We start from the raw sequence: 15,689 nt of genomic DNA on the forward strand, positions 1-15,689 counted from the left end.
CAGTAATCTTGGCCAATGCCATTTCAGCAGGAGGAACAGATGACCGAGGCCAATGGCGCAACGCCAACCGCAGCCCCGCAAGTGAAGATGAGCGTTCTTGCGCAATATGTGCGGGATATGTCGTTCGAAAACATGGTCGCCCAGAAAGGGCTGACCTCGGGTGAAGTGCAGCCTGACATTCAGGTTGCCGTCAGCCTCGACGCCCGGAAACGGGCCGTGGAGCATCAATATGAAGTGATCAACAAGTTCCGCATCACATCGAAGAACAAGGCGACGGGCGACACCCTGTTCCTGATGGAAGTGGATTATGGCGGCGTCTTTCATGTGGAAGGCGTGCCGGAAGAGCAACTGCACCCCTTCCTGCTGATCGAATGCCCGCGGATGCTGTTCCCGTTTGTGCGCCGCATCATTTCGGACGTGACGCGCGATGGCGGCTTCCCGCCGCTGAACATCGACACTGTGGATTATCTGGCGCTGTATCGTCAGGAGCTGGCCCGCCGGTCGCAAGTGCAGCCTGCCGCAACCCAGCCCGAAACCGTACAGTGATCAGCCGCGTTTGAGCCAGATCGCGCCGTCGCCCATCTTTGCCACAAAGGCAGCATGGGCGGCGGCTTCTTCCTCAGTCAGACGTGAGGGCAACGGCACCGGGCGCGGACGGGGACGCCAATCTGTTTCGGCCTGCACAGTGCCTTTTTGCGGCTGGGTCTGGGCCGTCGCCAAGGCGAAATCAGGCTGACGACCGCCGATCAGCTCCAGATACACCTCCGCCAGAATTTCACTGTCCAGCAAGGCACCGTGTTTTTCGCGCGCCGAATTGTCGACGCCAAACCGGCGGCACAAGGCATCGAGCGAGGCCGGAGAACCGGGGAACTTCTTGCGCGCGATCATCACCGTATCAATCGCGCGGTCATTGGGCAGCGTGGGAAAGCCCGCCACGCGCAGTTCCCAGTTGAGGAACTTCATGTCGAATGCCGCATTGTGGATAACCAGCTTGGCATCGCCGATGAAATCCAAAAAGTCCTGGGCGCAGGCCTTGAACAGCGGCTTGTCACGCAGAAAATCATCGCCCAGCCCGTGCACCGCGAAGGCTTCTTTCGGCATGGTACGCTCGGGGTTGAGATATTGGTGATAGGTGCGGCCGGTGGGCATGTGGTTCAGCAGCTCCACCGCGCCAATTTCGACGATCCGGTGCCCTTCCGAGGGTTCAAAGCCGGTGGTTTCGGTGTCGAGGACGATTTCACGCATCACGGATCTCACGGATATAGGCGATCAAAGCCTGCACTGCGGCTTCGACAGAGGCAAGGCTCAGGGTTTCGATGATATGGGTTGCACGGGCGCGCTTTTCCGCATCCGGCATCTGGCGCGACAGGATCAACCGGAACTGCGCCTCGGTCATGCCCGCGCGTGACAGCACGCGCGTGCGTTGCAGGGCGGGTGGTGCCGTGACCAGCAGCGTGGCATCCATATCGGCCTCTGTGCCCTTTTCGAACAGCAGCGGAATGTCAAATACCACAATATCTGCCGTCTGCTGGGTCAGAAAACTGGCGCGATCCTGGGCTACCAAAGGGTGCACAATCGTCTCTAATGTGGCCAAAAGCGTGGGATCCTGCGCCAGCGCCCGCTTCAATGCTTCACGTGAAACACCGCCCGCCTCGATCGCATCGGGCAAGATCGCCGCGATGGGGGCAACAGCCGGGCCATCCGGCGCATAGAGCCGATGCACCGCAGCATCGGCATCCCAGACCGGCACGCCTTGCGCCCGAAAGAACCCCGCCGTGGTCGATTTTCCCATACCGATGGATCCCGTCAGACCAAGACGAAACGGCATCATGCGCCGAGCACCGCTTTGCGCGTGGCCTCGTCCACCTCGGGGCGCTGGCCGAACCAGCGTTCAAAACCGGGGGCGGCCTGATGCAGCAACATGCCCAAACCATCCACCACGACGGCACCCGCCTCTTCGGCTTCGATCAGGAATTGGGTTTTGAGCGGGGTATAGACAAGATCCGTCGCCAACGCGCCGCGTTCCAGCGCATCCAGCGGGATGCGGAAATCCGGCTTGCCTGTCATGCCCAGGGCGGTGGTGTTGATGACCGTCGCCGCGCCCTCCAGCATATTGCCCGCCTGAACCCAATCCCAGACCGAGACCTTTGCGCCAAAATCGGTGCGGAAGGCCTCGGCCCGCAGGCGAGTCCGGTTGGCGATGCGCACTTCGGGAACACCGACCTCGATCAGAGCCGCGACCACCGCCCGTGCAGCGCCGCCCGCGCCAAACACAGCCGCAGGGCCGGCAGCGGGATTCCACTGCGGCGCGTTCTGCCGCAGATTGGCGATGAAGCCCGACCCATCGGTGTTGTCAGCATGAATCCGACCATCCTTGCGGAAGATCAGCGTATTGGCGGCACCGATCAGCGCCGCCCGGTCTGACACGATATCGGCAAGGCCCAAAATCGTCTCTTTATGCGGAATAGTGACGTTCAGCCCAACAAACCCCAGCTTTGGCAGGGTGCGCAAAGCCTCGGCAAGATCGGCCTGCGCGATGTCCATCGGAATGTAATGGCCCTTGATGCCGTATTTCTTCAGCCAATAGCCGTGCAGCACGGGCGAGCGGCTGTGCGCGACAGGCGATCCGATGACGCCGGCAAGCGGAATGCGCGGATGATCTATCATGTGTCGATGAACTTTCGTGTTTCCAGATAGGTCAGCAGGGGCAAGAGCGGCAGCCCGAGAACGGTAAAGTAATCGCCTTCGATGGCGCTGAACAGCCGGATACCTTCCTCTTCGAGCTTGTAGGCCCCGACAGAGTGGCGAATACTGTCCCAGTTGCGGGCAAGATACCCAGCAAGCCAGTCATCCGAAAAGACTCGCATCGTCAGATCAACCCGCCCGACATGGCGCCAGATCGGCTGGCCCGCATCATAAAGCACAAGTGCCGACAGCAACCGATGCGTCTGACCGCGCAGCTTTTGCAGTTGCGCCCGCGCTTCCTCGGGCGTCTCTGCCTTGCCCCAGGCCTTGCGGTCAAATTCCAGAACCTGATCGCAGCCAAGCACCAGATCGGCAGGATTGCGGTCGGCGATCTTGCGCGCCTTCATCTCTGCCAGCGCATCGGCAATGTCGCGCGGATGCGCGCCTTCGGCCTCCAGCGCGGCGCGCACGGTTTCTTCGTCAATCCGGGGCGATTGCGACGTGACCGACAAACCCGCCGCACGCAGCATGGTGAGGCGGGTTTCCGAGGAGGAGGCGAGAAGCAGGGGGCGTGGCATCAGCTGGGGGCCAATCTGTGGAAAAGCTCAATTTGTTCCTGACGCCGTTTTCTGGACAAAACAGCCTTTCCGTGATTGGTGCCGGTCATGCCCCCGGGTTGTCAAGTCACTGTCCAAGATTGTCCACCTGTGGGAAGCGTTCCACGCCAAGCCGGGAAAAGCCACACATCCACAGTGCGCGGATAAGTTTTCCACATTACCGAGACAGGCTTATAATTTTCTCATGCTATTGTAATTGTTAGGAAATAACCAAAACTTTCAAGATTGTCGACCCTCAGACGGAGCGGCTTATCCCGAGGATCTTGCTTGTGGACAAACGCGGGGAACTCTTCCGAAATTCGCTTATCCCCTGTCCCTACATCATCATTCCTTTTCTCTTTTCTTTCTTTAAGAAGAAGTAAGTAAAGAAGGGCACATGATGATCGACATACTTCCTGACGCATATCTTTGGGTGAAAGTCCTACATGTCATCTCGGTGATCAGCTGGATGGCAGGTTTGTTCTACCTGCCACGACTGTTCGTCTATCACGCAGAACAGGTGGACGCGGGAACTGCGACGGATCGCATGTTCCAGACCATGGAACGGCGGCTGCTGCGCGCCATCATGGCACCTGCTATGCTGACGACCTGGCTGTTTGGTCTGGCACTGGTCGTGACCCCCGGCATTGTCGACTGGTCGATGATCTGGCCCTGGAGCAAGGCCGCAGCGGTGCTGGGCATGACCTGGTTTCACATGTGGCTGGGCCGACAGCGCAAGGCCTTCGCGCAGGGCGACAACAGGCTCAGCGGACGGCGCTACCGCCTGATGAACGAGGTTCCGACGGTTTTGATGATCGTGATCGTCGCATCGGTCATCGTGAAATTCTGATCTGATTGACTTTTTGCAGCGCATCCGGTAAGCGGTCGGCAAGCATGGCCGTCCGGCCGGATGCGTTTCCCTTGATGATACAGCATTGGCAGCCCCTCTGACGGGGTGGAGCCACAGATGAACGGTTATTTATGACTTCCGAACGCTTGAACCTTGCAGACCTCAAAGCCAAGACACCGGCAGATCTTTTGTCGATGGCCGAGGAGTGGGAAATCGAGAACGCGCCTTCCATGCGGAAGGGCGAGATGATGTTCTCGATCCTCAAGGAACATGCGGAAGAAGGCTGGGAAATCGGCGGCGACGGCGTTCTGGAAGTGCTGCAGGACGGCTTTGGCTTTCTCCGCAGCCCGGAGGCCAACTATCTGTCCGGACCGGATGATATCTATGTCAGCCCGGAAATGATCCGCCAGTTCTCGCTGCGCACAGGTGACACGATCGAGGGTGTGATTCAGGCACCGCGCGACAATGAGCGCTATTTCAGCCTGGTGAAGGCGACGCGGATCAACTTTGATGATCCCGAACGGGCGCGCCACAAGGTTCACTTTGACAACCTGACGCCGCTTTACCCGGATGAGCGGCTGAAGATGGAGATCGAGGATCCGACGGTGAAGGATCGTTCGGCCCGGATCATTGATCTCGTCTCGCCCATCGGCAAAGGCCAGCGTGCGCTGATCGTGGCACCGCCGCGGACGGGTAAAACTGTTCTGCTTCAGAATATTGCACATTCCATCGCGATCAATCACCCGGAATGTTACCTGATCGTCCTGCTGATCGACGAGCGGCCCGAAGAGGTCACTGACATGCAGCGGTCGGTGAAGGGTGAGGTTGTGTCCTCGACTTTTGACGAGCCGGCAACGCGGCACGTCGCTGTGGCTGAAATGGTGATCGAGAAGGCGAAGCGCCTTGTCGAACACAAGCGCGATGTTGTCATCCTGCTCGATTCGATCACGCGTCTGGGCCGGGCTTTCAACACGGTTGTGCCGTCGAGCGGCAAGGTTTTGACCGGGGGTGTGGATGCCAATGCGCTGCAACGTCCGAAGCGCTTCTTTGGTGCGGCGCGGAACATTGAAGAGGGTGGATCGCTGACCATCATCGCGACGGCGCTGATTGATACCGGATCGCGCATGGACGAGGTCATCTTTGAAGAATTCAAAGGCACCGGTAATAGCGAGATCGTGCTGGACCGCAAGGTCGCCGACAAGCGTGTGTTCCCGGCGATGGATATTCTGAAATCCGGCACCCGGAAAGAAGACCTGCTGGTCGAGAAATCGGATCTGCAAAAGACCTATGTCCTGCGCCGCATCCTGAACCCGATGGGCACGACCGATGCCATCGAATTCCTGATTTCCAAACTGAAACAGACGAAATCGAATTCGGAGTTCTTCGATTCGATGAATACCTGAGTCGGGCGCCGGGTCAGGCAGGCGCAGGAGTGCAGCATGGAGACGATTTACGCACTGGCCACGGCCAGAGGCAGGGCGGGTGTTTCTGTCATCCGCATTTCCGGCCCTCTGGCGCATGATACGGCTTTTCTGCTGACCGGGCGTGCCTTGCCGAAGCCTCGGCAGGCAGCGCTGCGTCGGATCCTGCACAAGGGCGAGCTGCTAGACGAAGGGCTGTTGCTGCTGTTTGGCGCAGATGCCAGCTTTACAGGTGAGGCTGTTGTCGAGCTTCAGCTGCATGGCTCTGTTGCGGTGGTGTCTGCTGTGTTGCGCGCGCTGTCAGAGATGCCGGGGCTGCGGATGGCCGAAGCGGGCGAGTTTACGCGGCGCGCGCTTGAAAACGGTCGGTTGGACCTTTCGCAAGTCGAAGGGCTTGCCGATCTGATTGACGCAGAAACCGAAGAGCAACGCCGCCAGGCGCAGCGCGTTTTGTCCGGCTATGTGGGCAAGACTGTTGAAGGTTGGCGGCAGAACATGCTGCGGGCGGCGGCACTTCTGGAAGCGACGATTGATTTTGTCGATGAGGACGTTCCGGTCGACGTGACGCCGGAAGTTTCCGGATTGTTGAGCCGGATGCTGGTGGAAATGCGTGCTCAGGTTGCGGGCTCTGCGATGGCAGAACGCATTCGTGACGGATTTGAGGTTGCCATCATCGGGGCGCCGAATGTCGGAAAATCCACCCTCCTGAATGCTTTGGCGGGCCGGGATGCGGCGATCACATCAGAAATCGCGGGCACCACGCGGGACGTGATCGAAGTGAGGATGGAACTCGCGGGCCTTCCGGTGACGTTGCTGGATACGGCGGGTATCCGCGATACTGCAGATTCAGTCGAGGCGATCGGAATTTCTCGGGCAATTGAGCGGGCGCAGCAGGCTGATTTGCGACTGGTGATCCTGGATGATGCAGCGGATGATATACCCGTTGCGCTAAAGGATGGTGATATTGTGGTGCTCGGCAAAGCTGACATCTATCCGGATCGCCCTCATCGCCAGATATCGGGCCGAACAGGTTTGGGCATGGATATGCTGGTGCGCGATATTGGCCAGATCTTGTCACAGCGCAGTGCCGGGGCGTCGGGGCTGATCCGCGAACGTCATCGCATTGCGGTGAGCCAAGCCATTGAGGCTTTGGAATTGGCGCAGGCTGAGGTAAAGCTTGGGGCGGATAGAATCGAGCTTGCGGCCGAGCACATTCGTCAAGCCATGCGGGCGCTTGATGTTCTGATCGGTCGCATTGGCGTTGAAGACGTGCTTGGAGAGATCTTCTCCAGTTTCTGTATCGGAAAATAAGGATGTTTCACGTGAAACATTTCGATGTTGTGGTTATTGGCGGTGGCCATGCCGGATGTGAAGCCGCTGCGGCGGCAGCCCGCATGGGCGTAAAGACTGCGCTTGTCACGCTCAATCGAAAAGACATTGGCACGATGTCCTGCAATCCGGCTATTGGTGGCTTGGGCAAGGGGCATCTTGTACGCGAAATTGATGCCCTTGATGGCGTCATGAGTGGCGTAGCCGATGAGGCTGGGATTCAGTTCCGCCTGCTGAATCGCCGCAAAGGCCCGGCAGTGCAGGGGCCACGCGCGCAAGCAGATCGGGCGTTGTATCGGGCCGCGATGCAGGCTGCCTTGGCAAAGTATGCCTTTCTCGAGATTGTCGAAGGCGAGGTTTGCGATCTTCTGCTTGAAGGAGACCGTGTCGTTGGCGTCACATTGGCGGATGGCAGCGAGATCAGGTCAGCCAGCACGATTCTGACGGCAGGCACTTTCTTGAACGGTATCATCCATATCGGGGATGTTCGGAAAAGCGCTGGTCGCATGGGCGACAAGCCGTCGATTGCCTTGGCAGAACGGTTGGCAACCTTTGATCTGGCGCGCGGGCGGCTCAAGACCGGCACCCCGCCACGTCTGGATGGCCGCACGATCAATTGGGAAAAGCTTGAACAGCAAGACGGGGACAAGGATCCGGTGCTGTTCTCTTTCCTGAACAAAAAGCCGATTGCGCGGCAGATCGCTTGCGGCATTACACATACGAATGAGCGGACCCACGACATCATCCGCGAAAACCTGTCGCGCTCTGCGATGTATGGCGGCCATATCGAAGGGGTCGGCCCGCGTTACTGCCCGTCGATCGAAGACAAGGTGGTTCGCTTTTCTGACAAAACCAGCCATCAGGTGTTTCTGGAACCAGAAGGTCTGGATGATCACACGGTCTATCCGAATGGCATTTCGAGCTCCCTGCCCATCGAGGTTCAGGAAGCCTATGTGCATTCGATAGAAGGGCTGGAGCAGGCGAAGATCCTGCAACCGGCCTATGCCATCGAGTATGACTATTTCGATCCGCGTAATCTGCGTGAGACGCTGGAAAGCAAAACTATTCCAGGGCTGTATTTTGCCGGCCAGATCAATGGTACCACAGGATATGAAGAAGCGGCAGCCCAAGGGCTTGTGGCGGGCCTGAATGCTGCCTGCGCCGCGCGGAATCAGGATGCTGTGCTGTTCAGCCGGACATCGAGCTATATCGGTGTGATGGTGGATGATCTGCTCAGCTATGGTGTTACCGAACCCTATCGCATGTTCACCTCGCGCGCAGAGTTTCGCCTTTCCATCCGTGCCGATAATGCGGATCAAAGGTTGACGCCGCTTGGTATGGACATTGGCTGCGTTTCGTCATCGCGGGCCGCATATTTCGCTGAGAAGATGGAGATGGTCGTCAAAGGCAAAGCTGCTCTTGGTGCGGTGAAGCTGACACCGAAAGAGGCTGGTGAGATCGGTATCCCTGTCAGCCAGGATGGTGGTCGCCGGACGGCCTTGGAATTGCTCGCCTTCCCGACAGCGGTTCCCGAGATGTTTGCGGCAGTTTGTGAAGATTTTGCTGTTTTGGACACTGATGTGCAGCAGCAGATCCGCAATGATGTGCTTTATGCGCAATTTGAGTTGCGCCAATCGGCAGATGCGCTTGCCCTGAAACGGGATGAGGCGATGATTATTCCGGCTGATTTCGATTATGGCTCGCTCTCGGGTCTTTCTGGTGAGCTGACCCAAAAACTGCTGCGTATCAAGCCGACGAATATCGCACAGGCCAGCCGCATCGAAGGCATGACGCCTGCCGCACTGATCCTGATCCTGTCTCGGCTTCGTAAAGCGCAAGCGCTGCGGGCAGCATCATGACGCATCTGCAAGTGGCGGGGCTGGATGTTTCACGTGAAACATCCGAAAAGCTCGATTCATATGTTGCGCTGATCCAGAAGTGGAACAAGGCTATCAACCTGATTTCCCGGTCCTCTGAAGCGGATATTTGGCAGCGGCATATTGCTGATAGCGCTCAGTTGGCACAGCACCTGCCAAGTGGGCCCAGGCTCTGGCTTGATCTTGGTAGCGGCGCGGGTCTTCCGGGGATCGTTCTTGCGATCATCGCGGCAGAGGTAGCGCCATCTCTGCGCTTTGAACTTGTCGAGGTTGATCAACGCAAAGCGACCTTCCTGCGGCAGGTGTCCCGCGAGCTTGGTCTCAATGTCACGGTTCTGACGGAACGGATTGAGGCGCTGACCCCAAGATTGGCGGATGTGGTTTCCGCGCGCGCCCTGGCATCCTTGTCGGATCTGTGCAATTTCGCTGAGCGCCATCTTGATGCAGACGGAATTGCCGTATTTTTGAAAGGCACGGGCGCTGAAGCCGAGATTGAAGTCGCCCGGAGGAAATGGTCATTCAATCTGGAAAGCTTCCCGAGTAAGACAAGTGTAGACGCGCTCGTTTTGAAATTGAAGAAGATCCGCCATGTCTGACCTGTCTCGTCCCCGTCAACCGAAAATCATCGCGGTCGCGAACCAGAAGGGGGGCGTGGGTAAAACGACGACAGCCATAAATCTTGCGGCAGGGCTTGCGGAACTCGGCGGCAAGGTGCTGTTGGTCGATCTTGATCCGCAAGGCAACGCGTCGACCGGGCTGGGTGTGAATGTCGCGCAACGGCAGATGACCAGCTATGACGTGCTTCTGGAGGATGTTTCGATATCCGAGGCTGTGATTCCAACGAATATCGAGAACCTTTTGATCTGTCCTGCAAATGCCGATTTGGCTTCGGCGGATATCGAACTGGTTTCAAACGAAAAGCGCAGCTTTTTGCTGCATGATGCCCTGCGCCAGAAAGATATCGACACCTTGGCGCTGGATTACATCCTGCTCGATTGCCCGCCTTCCCTGAGCCTGCTGACGGTGAATGCGCTCTGTGCCTGCCATTCCGTTCTGATCCCGCTTCAAAGCGAATTCTTTGCGCTTGAGGGCCTGTCGCAGTTGATGCTCACCATTCGGACTGTGCGCGAAGGTGCAAACCCGCAGTTGCGGATCGAAGGTGTGGTCCTGACCATGTATGACAGCCGCAACAACCTGTCGCAGCAGGTTGAAAATGATGTGCGTGAAACTCTGGGCGACCTCGTGTTTGGCACGATCATCCCGCGCAATGTGCGTGTCAGCGAAGCGCCGTCCTATGCCATGCCGGTCTTGACTTATGATTCCAGTTCGAAGGGCAGTGAAGCCTATCGGGCCTTGGCATTGGAAATCGCGGCGCGACACGGTATCCTCGGCGGGCATAAAGGGAAGATCTGATCATGGAGAAGAAAATGGAGCGCAGGGGCCTTGGACGCGGATTGTCGGCATTGATGGCTGACATCAATCTGGCACCGAATACGCAGACTGCTCCAGATCAGCCGATTGCCCGTAAACCCGATATTCTGCCGGTTGAGAGGCTTCAGCCAAACCCGAACCAGCCGCGGCGGAGCTTTTCGCCCGAAAGCCTGGAGGATCTGGCGAAATCGCTGAGTCAGAAGGGCGTTCTTCAGCCGCTGATCGTCCGCCCGCTGGCGGATTCAACCCAATATGAGATCGTTGCTGGCGAACGTCGCTGGCGTGCTGCACAGATCGCGCGGTTGCATGAGGTTCCGGTTCTCATCAGAGAGTTTGATGACACGGAGGTTCTGGAAGTTGCAATCATCGAGAATATCCAGCGCTCAGATCTGAATTCGATCGAAGAGGCGCTTGCCTTCCGGCAACTGATGGACCGCTTCGGCCATACGCAGGAGCGCCTTGCCGAGGCGCTGTCCAAGAGCCGCAGCTATATTGCCAATCTTCTGCGGTTGCTGAGCCTGCCGGAAGATGTTCAGGCCTTGGTCAAGGATGGCAAACTCTCTGCTGGCCATGCTCGCGCGCTGATCACCACGCCAAATCCGTCAGAGCTTGCACGGCAGGTTGTCGAGAACGGCCTTTCGGTACGTGAAACCGAAGACCTTGTGAGAAAACCAGCGGCTCCAGGGACTGCAACTCCCGGCCGCAAAGGAAAGTCCTCTGGGTTCGAAAAGGATCCTGATACGCGGGCTTTGGAAGCAGATCTTTCGGCGAACCTGAAGATGGGGGTGTCGATCAACCATGAACCGGGTGGTGAGCGCGGCGTGCTTTCCGTGCGCTATAACTCGCTGGATGATCTTGATCTTCTGTGCCGGGTGCTGTCGCTTACACCGAGGGACGGCTCCATATAAAGGCTGCGGCGCAGGTCAGCACCACCGCCTGTATTCCCAGAAGCCAAACAGGCACGTTGAGTAGCCACGAGATCGCCAGAACGGCAATCATCGAGACTGTAGACAGTTTCTTTGCCATGGTGCTGATTGCGCCATGGGCTTCCCAGTTGCGAATCGGCGGTCCAAGCCTTGGATGCTCCATCAGCCAAGTGTGCAGCCGTGTCGAGGATTTTGAAAAGCTGAACGCGGCCAAAAGCAAGAATGGCACTGTGGGGAGCAGGGGGGTCACGATGCCGATCACGGCAAGAATGACTGCGCAAAACCCCAATGCGCCCCACAAAAATTGCATCACAGCGCCTCGGTGAGCTTTTTCAGAATCTGGTTCAACAAGGGGCGACCTTTGTCAGTCACCTGCAATTGCCCGGTACTGTGCTGTATCATGCCAAGATCCTGCAGTTCATTCAGCACAGATGGTTTCAGGTCGCGCTGTAGCATGGCCGACAACCTCTGAGTGCTGATTCCATCTGACAATCTGAGGCCCATCAGCAGATATTCAAGGCCTCGATCTTCCGAGGACAGGCTGCCGTCAAAGTCCTGAACACCGCCGTCGCTGATTGCAGAAGCGAGCCAGAGCGCGGGATTTTTCTCGGCGCTTGTCGCAACGCGTTGATCCAGCGTCAATCGCCCATGTGCGCCAGGCCCGACACCTGCATAATCGCCTGCCTGCCAATAGATCAGATTGTGGCGCGATTCCTGCCCCGGTTTTGCGTGGTTTGAGATTTCGTAGGCTGGTAGCCCGGCTTCGCCACAAAGATCCTGAGTCAGATCGTAAAAATCTGCTCCAAGATCTTCGTTTGGCAGCCCCTTTAGCAGGCCACGGGCATGGCGCTCGCCGAACACGGTGCCATCTTCAATCGTCAACTGATAGAGCGACAGGTGGCCGACAGACATGGCCAGCGCGCCCTGAAGCTCTTTCCGCCAGGCTTGCAGACTTTGATCCTGCCGGGCGTAGATAAGGTCAAAGCTGACCCGATCAAACAAAGACGTCGCTGTCTCAAACGCTGTTGTGGCCTCTGCCGCACTGTGCATCCGCCCCAACCGGCGCAGATCCTCGTCATTCAGCGCCTGAACACCAAGCGAGATGCGGTTCACCCCGGCATCTTTGTATCCTTGAAAGCGCCCCGCCTCGACTGAGGTCGGGTTCGCTTCCAGTGTGATTTCAATGTCATTGGAGCGTGACCAAGCGGTGGATGCAGCCTGAATGACTGCAGCGACGGTTTCTGGTGCCATCAGGGATGGTGTACCGCCGCCGAAGTAGATGGTTTTCAGGCTGCGGCCCGGCACAAGGGCGGCGATGCGATTGATCTCGCGGATATAGGCATCAGCCCAGGCCTTTTGATCTATCGCCGCAGCAACATGGCTGTTGAAGTCGCAATAGGGGCATTTGGATTGGCAAAATGGCCAGTGGACGTAAAGCCCAAATCCCGCGTTCTGCCAATCGTCCATGCCGTCACCCCTTGCCATGTTTCACGTGAAACATTCATCCACCAGTTTGCGGAACGCCGCCGCCCGGTGGCTGATCTTGTTCTTTTCCCAACGATCCATTTCGCCGAAGGTCTGCTGATAGCCGTCGGGCTGAAAAATTGGGTCGTAGCCATGTCCCTGCGTTCCGCGCCCGGGCCAGATGATCTGCCCGGCCATCTTGCCCTCGAACACTTCATCATGTCCGTCGGGCCAGGCGAGGACGAGAGTGCAGCAGAATTGGCCACGGCGAGGGAAGGGGGCCTGAATGGCTTCCAGCTCCATCCATGTCTTGTGCATCGCCATATCAAAGTCTCTACCTGTAGGCGTTTCTGCCCAATTTGCGGTATAGACCCCCGGCGCGCCGCCCAAAGCATCAACCATCAGGCCGGAATCATCCGCAAGGCAGGGCAGACCCGTCGCAGCCGTGGCCGCATGGGCCTTGATCCGTGCATTGCCCACAAAACTCGTCTCGGTCTCGGTCGGCTCATCCAGACCCAGCGCCCCCGCAGAGGTCACCGAGATCTGGAACGGCGCAAGCAAGGCTGAAATTTCTTCCAGCTTGCCTGCATTATGCGTGGCAACAACCAACTGTGCTTCGCGGAACTTGCGCATCTCAGGCCAGCGCCGCTTTCTGCGCGGCAACCAGGGCCGCGACGCCCTCTTCCGCCAGATCCAGAAGCTCGATCATTTCAGCGCGCGAGAAGGTGGCCCCCTCGGCCGACATCTGCACTTCGATCAGCCGCTTTGCCCCAGTCAGGATAAAGTTCGCATCGGTGCCCGCCGCAGAATCCTCTGCATAGTCGAGGTCCAGAACCGGCTGGCCCGCATAGATGCCGCAAGAAACTGCCGCAACATGATCCAGCATCGGGTCCGAACTGATGACGCCTGCCTTGAGCAGACGATTGACTGCAAGGCGCAGCGCCACCCAGCCGCCGGTGATTGCCGCACAGCGGGTGCCGCCATCGGCTTGGATCACATCGCAGTCCACGACGATCTGCCGTTCGCCCAAGGCCGAGCGGTCAACGCCTGCGCGCAGGGCTCGCCCGATCAGGCGCTGAATTTCCTGCGTGCGACCGCTTTGTTTGCCCGCAGCCGCCTCGCGCCGGGTGCGGCTGTTGGTGGCGCGCGGCAGCATGCCATATTCCGCCGTCACCCAACCCAGCCCGGTGTTCTTCAGAAAGGGCGGTGCCTTGTCCTCAATGGTCGCGGTGCACAGCACATGCGTGTCGCCTATCTTGATCAGGCAAGAGCCTTCCGCATGTTTGGTGATGCCGGTTTCGATGCTGACTGCGCGCAGTTGATTGAGTGTCCGTCCAGAGGGCCGCATGTGAGTATCCTTGTGTATAACTTTCTGCCAGATACCCATCGCAGACGGAATGATGCAACCCTCATTGACGCTGCACCCCTCTGGCCCTTAATTTGCCAGACTGCAATTTCGGGTGAACAGCATGTCAGACGGCCCAAAGATCCTGTCGGAACTGAATGACCGCTCGCGCGAAGTGTTTCGACGCGTTGTCGAAGGGTATCTCGCCTCGGGCGATCCGGTGGGTTCACGCACACTGACGCGGGATTTCAACGAAAAGATCAGTGCGGCGACCATCCGCAATGTGATGCAGGATCTGGAATATCTCGGGCTGCTGGACAGCCCGCATGTGTCGGCCGGCCGGGTGCCGACGCAGCTGGGGCTGCGCATGTTTGTGGATGGCCTGCTTGAGGTCGGATCGGTCACAACCGCTGACCGGGAAATGCTGGATGCCACCCTGGGCGACAATGCGCCCGATGTGGCCACGTTGCTGGACAAGGTTGGCGCGGCGCTTTCGGGGATCACGCGGGGCGCGAGTCTGGTTCTGGCGCCAAAACACGAAGAAGCCGCGATCCGGCATATCGAATTCGTCAACCTCGCGCCGCAAAGCGCGCTTGTGGTGCTGGTCTTTGCCGATGGTCATGTGGAAAACCGTCTGTTTACCCCGCCGCCGGGCCTGACGCCTTCGGCCATGCGCGAGGCGGCGAATTTCCTGAATGCGCTGGCGGGTGGAAAAACCCTGTCGGATCTGCGTGGCAGTGTGCGCACCGATATTGCCCGCCGCCGTCAGGAAATTGATTCGCTGGCCCGTGCGCTGGTGGATAGCGGTCTTGCCGTCTGGGAAAATGCCGATGAGCAAACCGAACGGCTGATTGTGCGTGGCAGGGCCAATCTGTTGGAAGGCACGTCTGAAGCCGATGACCTGAACCGCATCCGGCGGCTGTTCGACGATCTTGAACGCACGCGCGACATTGCCGAGTTTCTGGAGCTGACCGATGAGGGCGAAGGGGTGCGTATCTTTATTGGCTCAGAGAACAAGCTTTTCTCACTTTCGGGTTCCTCTTTGGTGGTCTCTCCCTATATGAACGCGGATCGGAAGATCATCGGTGCTGTGGGTGTCATCGGTCCGACGCGACTCAACTATGGGCGTGTCGTGCCAATTGTCGATTACACGGCGCAGCTTGTCGGTCGGATGGTGTCTGACCGCGGCAGGGGATGAAGGCGAAGAAACGAGGATGACGAAGATGGCGCAGGATCAGGCAGGGCCAGGCGATCTCAAGCTGGAAGATTTTGAAGAGTTCATTGAGGCCGATGAACTGGAGGCGCTGCGCGCCGAACGCGACGAGCTGCGCGACAAATTCATGCGCGCATTGGCCGATGCGGAAAACTCGCGCAAGCGGGGCGAGCGGGATCGGCGCGAGGCCGAGCAATATGGCGGCTCCAAGCTCGCCCGCGACATGCTGCCGGTCTATGACAACTTGCGCCGCGCCCTGAATGCCGCCACGGATGAGCATCGCGCGCAGGCTGCCGCTCTGATCGAGGGCGTGGAGCTGACGCTGCGCGAGCTGCTGTCGGTGTTGACCAAACATGGCGTGACGCCGATCATGCCGGAAATCGGCGATGTTTTTGATCCGCAACAACATCAGGCGATGTTCGAGGCTCCATTGCCGGGCACCAAGGCCGGGCAAATCATTCAGGTGATGACGGAAGGCTTCCTTCTGCATGACCGTCTGCTGCGCCCGGCGCAGGTGGGCGTGTCGTCAAACACCCAAGGCTGATCCCAGCC

General features: G+C 58.5%; 18 protein-coding genes. 10 read left to right on the top strand and 8 right to left on the bottom strand.

What is annotated here, in order from left to right; all coding sequences use genetic code 11:
• Positions 1–39: 39 nt before the first annotated feature.
• Positions 40–546 carry a protein-export chaperone SecB gene (secB, locus tag KM031_RS09255; protein ID WP_215505919.1) on the top strand — a complete coding sequence of 169 codons (507 nt, stop codon included), beginning with the start codon at positions 40–42 and terminating at the stop codon, positions 544–546.
• Here secB and dnaQ read toward each other — a convergent pair whose 3' ends face one another.
• The 4 genes from dnaQ to KM031_RS09275 are packed head-to-tail and all read right to left on the bottom strand — an operon-like array spanning position 547 to position 3,263.
• The gene (gene dnaQ / locus KM031_RS09260; RefSeq protein ID WP_215505918.1) at positions 547–1,245 is read right to left on the bottom strand and encodes a DNA polymerase III subunit epsilon; all 699 of its coding nucleotides are present in this window, start codon (positions 1,243–1,245) and stop codon (positions 547–549) included. It abuts the gene before it with no gap.
• Entirely contained in the window at positions 1,238–1,831 is a 594-nt protein-coding gene (coaE, locus tag KM031_RS09265) for a dephospho-CoA kinase (protein ID WP_215505917.1), read from the bottom strand. The genes dnaQ and coaE overlap by 8 nt, the downstream gene beginning before the upstream one ends.
• A complete protein-coding gene (locus tag KM031_RS09270) occupies positions 1,828–2,667 on the bottom strand; it encodes a shikimate dehydrogenase (protein WP_215505916.1) in 840 nt (279 codons plus the stop codon). The genes coaE and KM031_RS09270 overlap by 4 nt, the downstream gene beginning before the upstream one ends.
• Positions 2,664–3,263: a Maf family protein gene (locus tag KM031_RS09275; RefSeq protein ID WP_215505915.1), complete on the bottom strand. Its 600-nt coding sequence runs from the start codon at positions 3,261–3,263 to the stop codon at positions 2,664–2,666. The genes KM031_RS09270 and KM031_RS09275 overlap by 4 nt, the downstream gene beginning before the upstream one ends.
• A 418-nt stretch (positions 3,264–3,681) precedes the next feature.
• On the opposite strand from KM031_RS09275, the gene hemJ reads away from it, so the two are divergent.
• The 7 genes from hemJ (at position 3,682) to KM031_RS09310 (ending at position 11,097) form a co-directional block, all read left to right on the top strand.
• Positions 3,682–4,131: a protoporphyrinogen oxidase HemJ gene (gene hemJ / locus KM031_RS09280; RefSeq protein WP_215505992.1), complete on the top strand. Its 450-nt coding sequence runs from the start codon at positions 3,682–3,684 to the stop codon at positions 4,129–4,131.
• Between the two features lie 131 nt (positions 4,132–4,262).
• Positions 4,263–5,534: a transcription termination factor Rho gene (gene rho / locus KM031_RS09285; RefSeq protein WP_215505914.1), complete on the top strand. Its 1,272-nt coding sequence runs from the start codon at positions 4,263–4,265 to the stop codon at positions 5,532–5,534.
• Positions 5,535–5,570: 36 nt separating this feature from the next.
• Positions 5,571–6,863, top strand: a complete 1,293-nt coding sequence (gene mnmE, locus KM031_RS09290; protein WP_215505913.1) for a tRNA uridine-5-carboxymethylaminomethyl(34) synthesis GTPase MnmE — start codon at positions 5,571–5,573, stop codon at positions 6,861–6,863.
• A gap of 11 nt (positions 6,864–6,874) precedes the next feature.
• Positions 6,875–8,740 carry a tRNA uridine-5-carboxymethylaminomethyl(34) synthesis enzyme MnmG gene (mnmG, locus tag KM031_RS09295; protein WP_215505912.1) on the top strand — a complete coding sequence of 622 codons (1,866 nt, stop codon included), beginning with the start codon at positions 6,875–6,877 and terminating at the stop codon, positions 8,738–8,740.
• Positions 8,734–9,354 (top strand): 16S rRNA (guanine(527)-N(7))-methyltransferase RsmG, encoded by a 621-nt coding sequence (gene rsmG / locus KM031_RS09300; protein WP_371879015.1) that lies wholly within the window; start codon positions 8,734–8,736, stop codon positions 9,352–9,354. The genes mnmG and rsmG overlap by 7 nt, the downstream gene beginning before the upstream one ends.
• Positions 9,347–10,171 (top strand): ParA family protein, encoded by an 825-nt coding sequence (locus KM031_RS09305; RefSeq protein ID WP_215505910.1) that lies wholly within the window; start codon positions 9,347–9,349, stop codon positions 10,169–10,171. The genes rsmG and KM031_RS09305 overlap by 8 nt, the downstream gene beginning before the upstream one ends.
• A gap of 2 nt (positions 10,172–10,173) precedes the next feature.
• Positions 10,174–11,097 (top strand): ParB/RepB/Spo0J family partition protein, encoded by a 924-nt coding sequence (locus KM031_RS09310; RefSeq protein ID WP_215505909.1) that lies wholly within the window; start codon positions 10,174–10,176, stop codon positions 11,095–11,097.
• On the opposite strand, the gene KM031_RS09315 is transcribed toward KM031_RS09310, so the two are convergent.
• The 4 genes from KM031_RS09315 to rph are packed head-to-tail and all read right to left on the bottom strand — an operon-like array spanning position 11,072 to position 13,927.
• Entirely contained in the window at positions 11,072–11,425 is a 354-nt protein-coding gene (locus tag KM031_RS09315; RefSeq protein ID WP_215505908.1) for a YbaN family protein, read from the bottom strand. The two genes, KM031_RS09310 and KM031_RS09315, sit on opposite strands and share 26 nt — an antisense overlap.
• Positions 11,425–12,582: a radical SAM family heme chaperone HemW gene (gene hemW, locus KM031_RS09320; RefSeq protein ID WP_215505907.1), complete on the bottom strand. Its 1,158-nt coding sequence runs from the start codon at positions 12,580–12,582 to the stop codon at positions 11,425–11,427. The genes KM031_RS09315 and hemW overlap by 1 nt, the downstream gene beginning before the upstream one ends.
• A gap of 21 nt (positions 12,583–12,603) precedes the next feature.
• Positions 12,604–13,212, bottom strand: coding sequence for an RdgB/HAM1 family non-canonical purine NTP pyrophosphatase (gene rdgB / locus KM031_RS09325; RefSeq protein WP_215505906.1), 609 nt, complete (start codon positions 13,210–13,212; stop codon positions 12,604–12,606).
• A gap of 1 nt (position 13,213) precedes the next feature.
• Positions 13,214–13,927: a ribonuclease PH gene (rph, locus tag KM031_RS09330; RefSeq protein ID WP_215505905.1), complete on the bottom strand. Its 714-nt coding sequence runs from the start codon at positions 13,925–13,927 to the stop codon at positions 13,214–13,216.
• 121 nt (positions 13,928–14,048) lie between these two features.
• Between rph and hrcA the strand changes: the two genes are divergently transcribed.
• Together hrcA and KM031_RS09340 are read left to right on the top strand one after the other, a co-directional pair.
• Entirely contained in the window at positions 14,049–15,122 is a 1,074-nt protein-coding gene (gene hrcA, locus KM031_RS09335) for a heat-inducible transcriptional repressor HrcA (RefSeq protein WP_215505904.1), read from the top strand.
• Between the two features lie 25 nt (positions 15,123–15,147).
• Entirely contained in the window at positions 15,148–15,681 is a 534-nt protein-coding gene (locus tag KM031_RS09340; protein WP_215505991.1) for a nucleotide exchange factor GrpE, read from the top strand.
• Positions 15,682–15,689: the final 8 nt, after the last annotated feature.

Origin of the sequence: Gemmobacter fulvus (assembly GCF_018798885.1) — a bacterium.
GTDB classification, from domain to species: domain Bacteria; phylum Pseudomonadota; class Alphaproteobacteria; order Rhodobacterales; family Rhodobacteraceae; genus Gemmobacter; species Gemmobacter fulvus.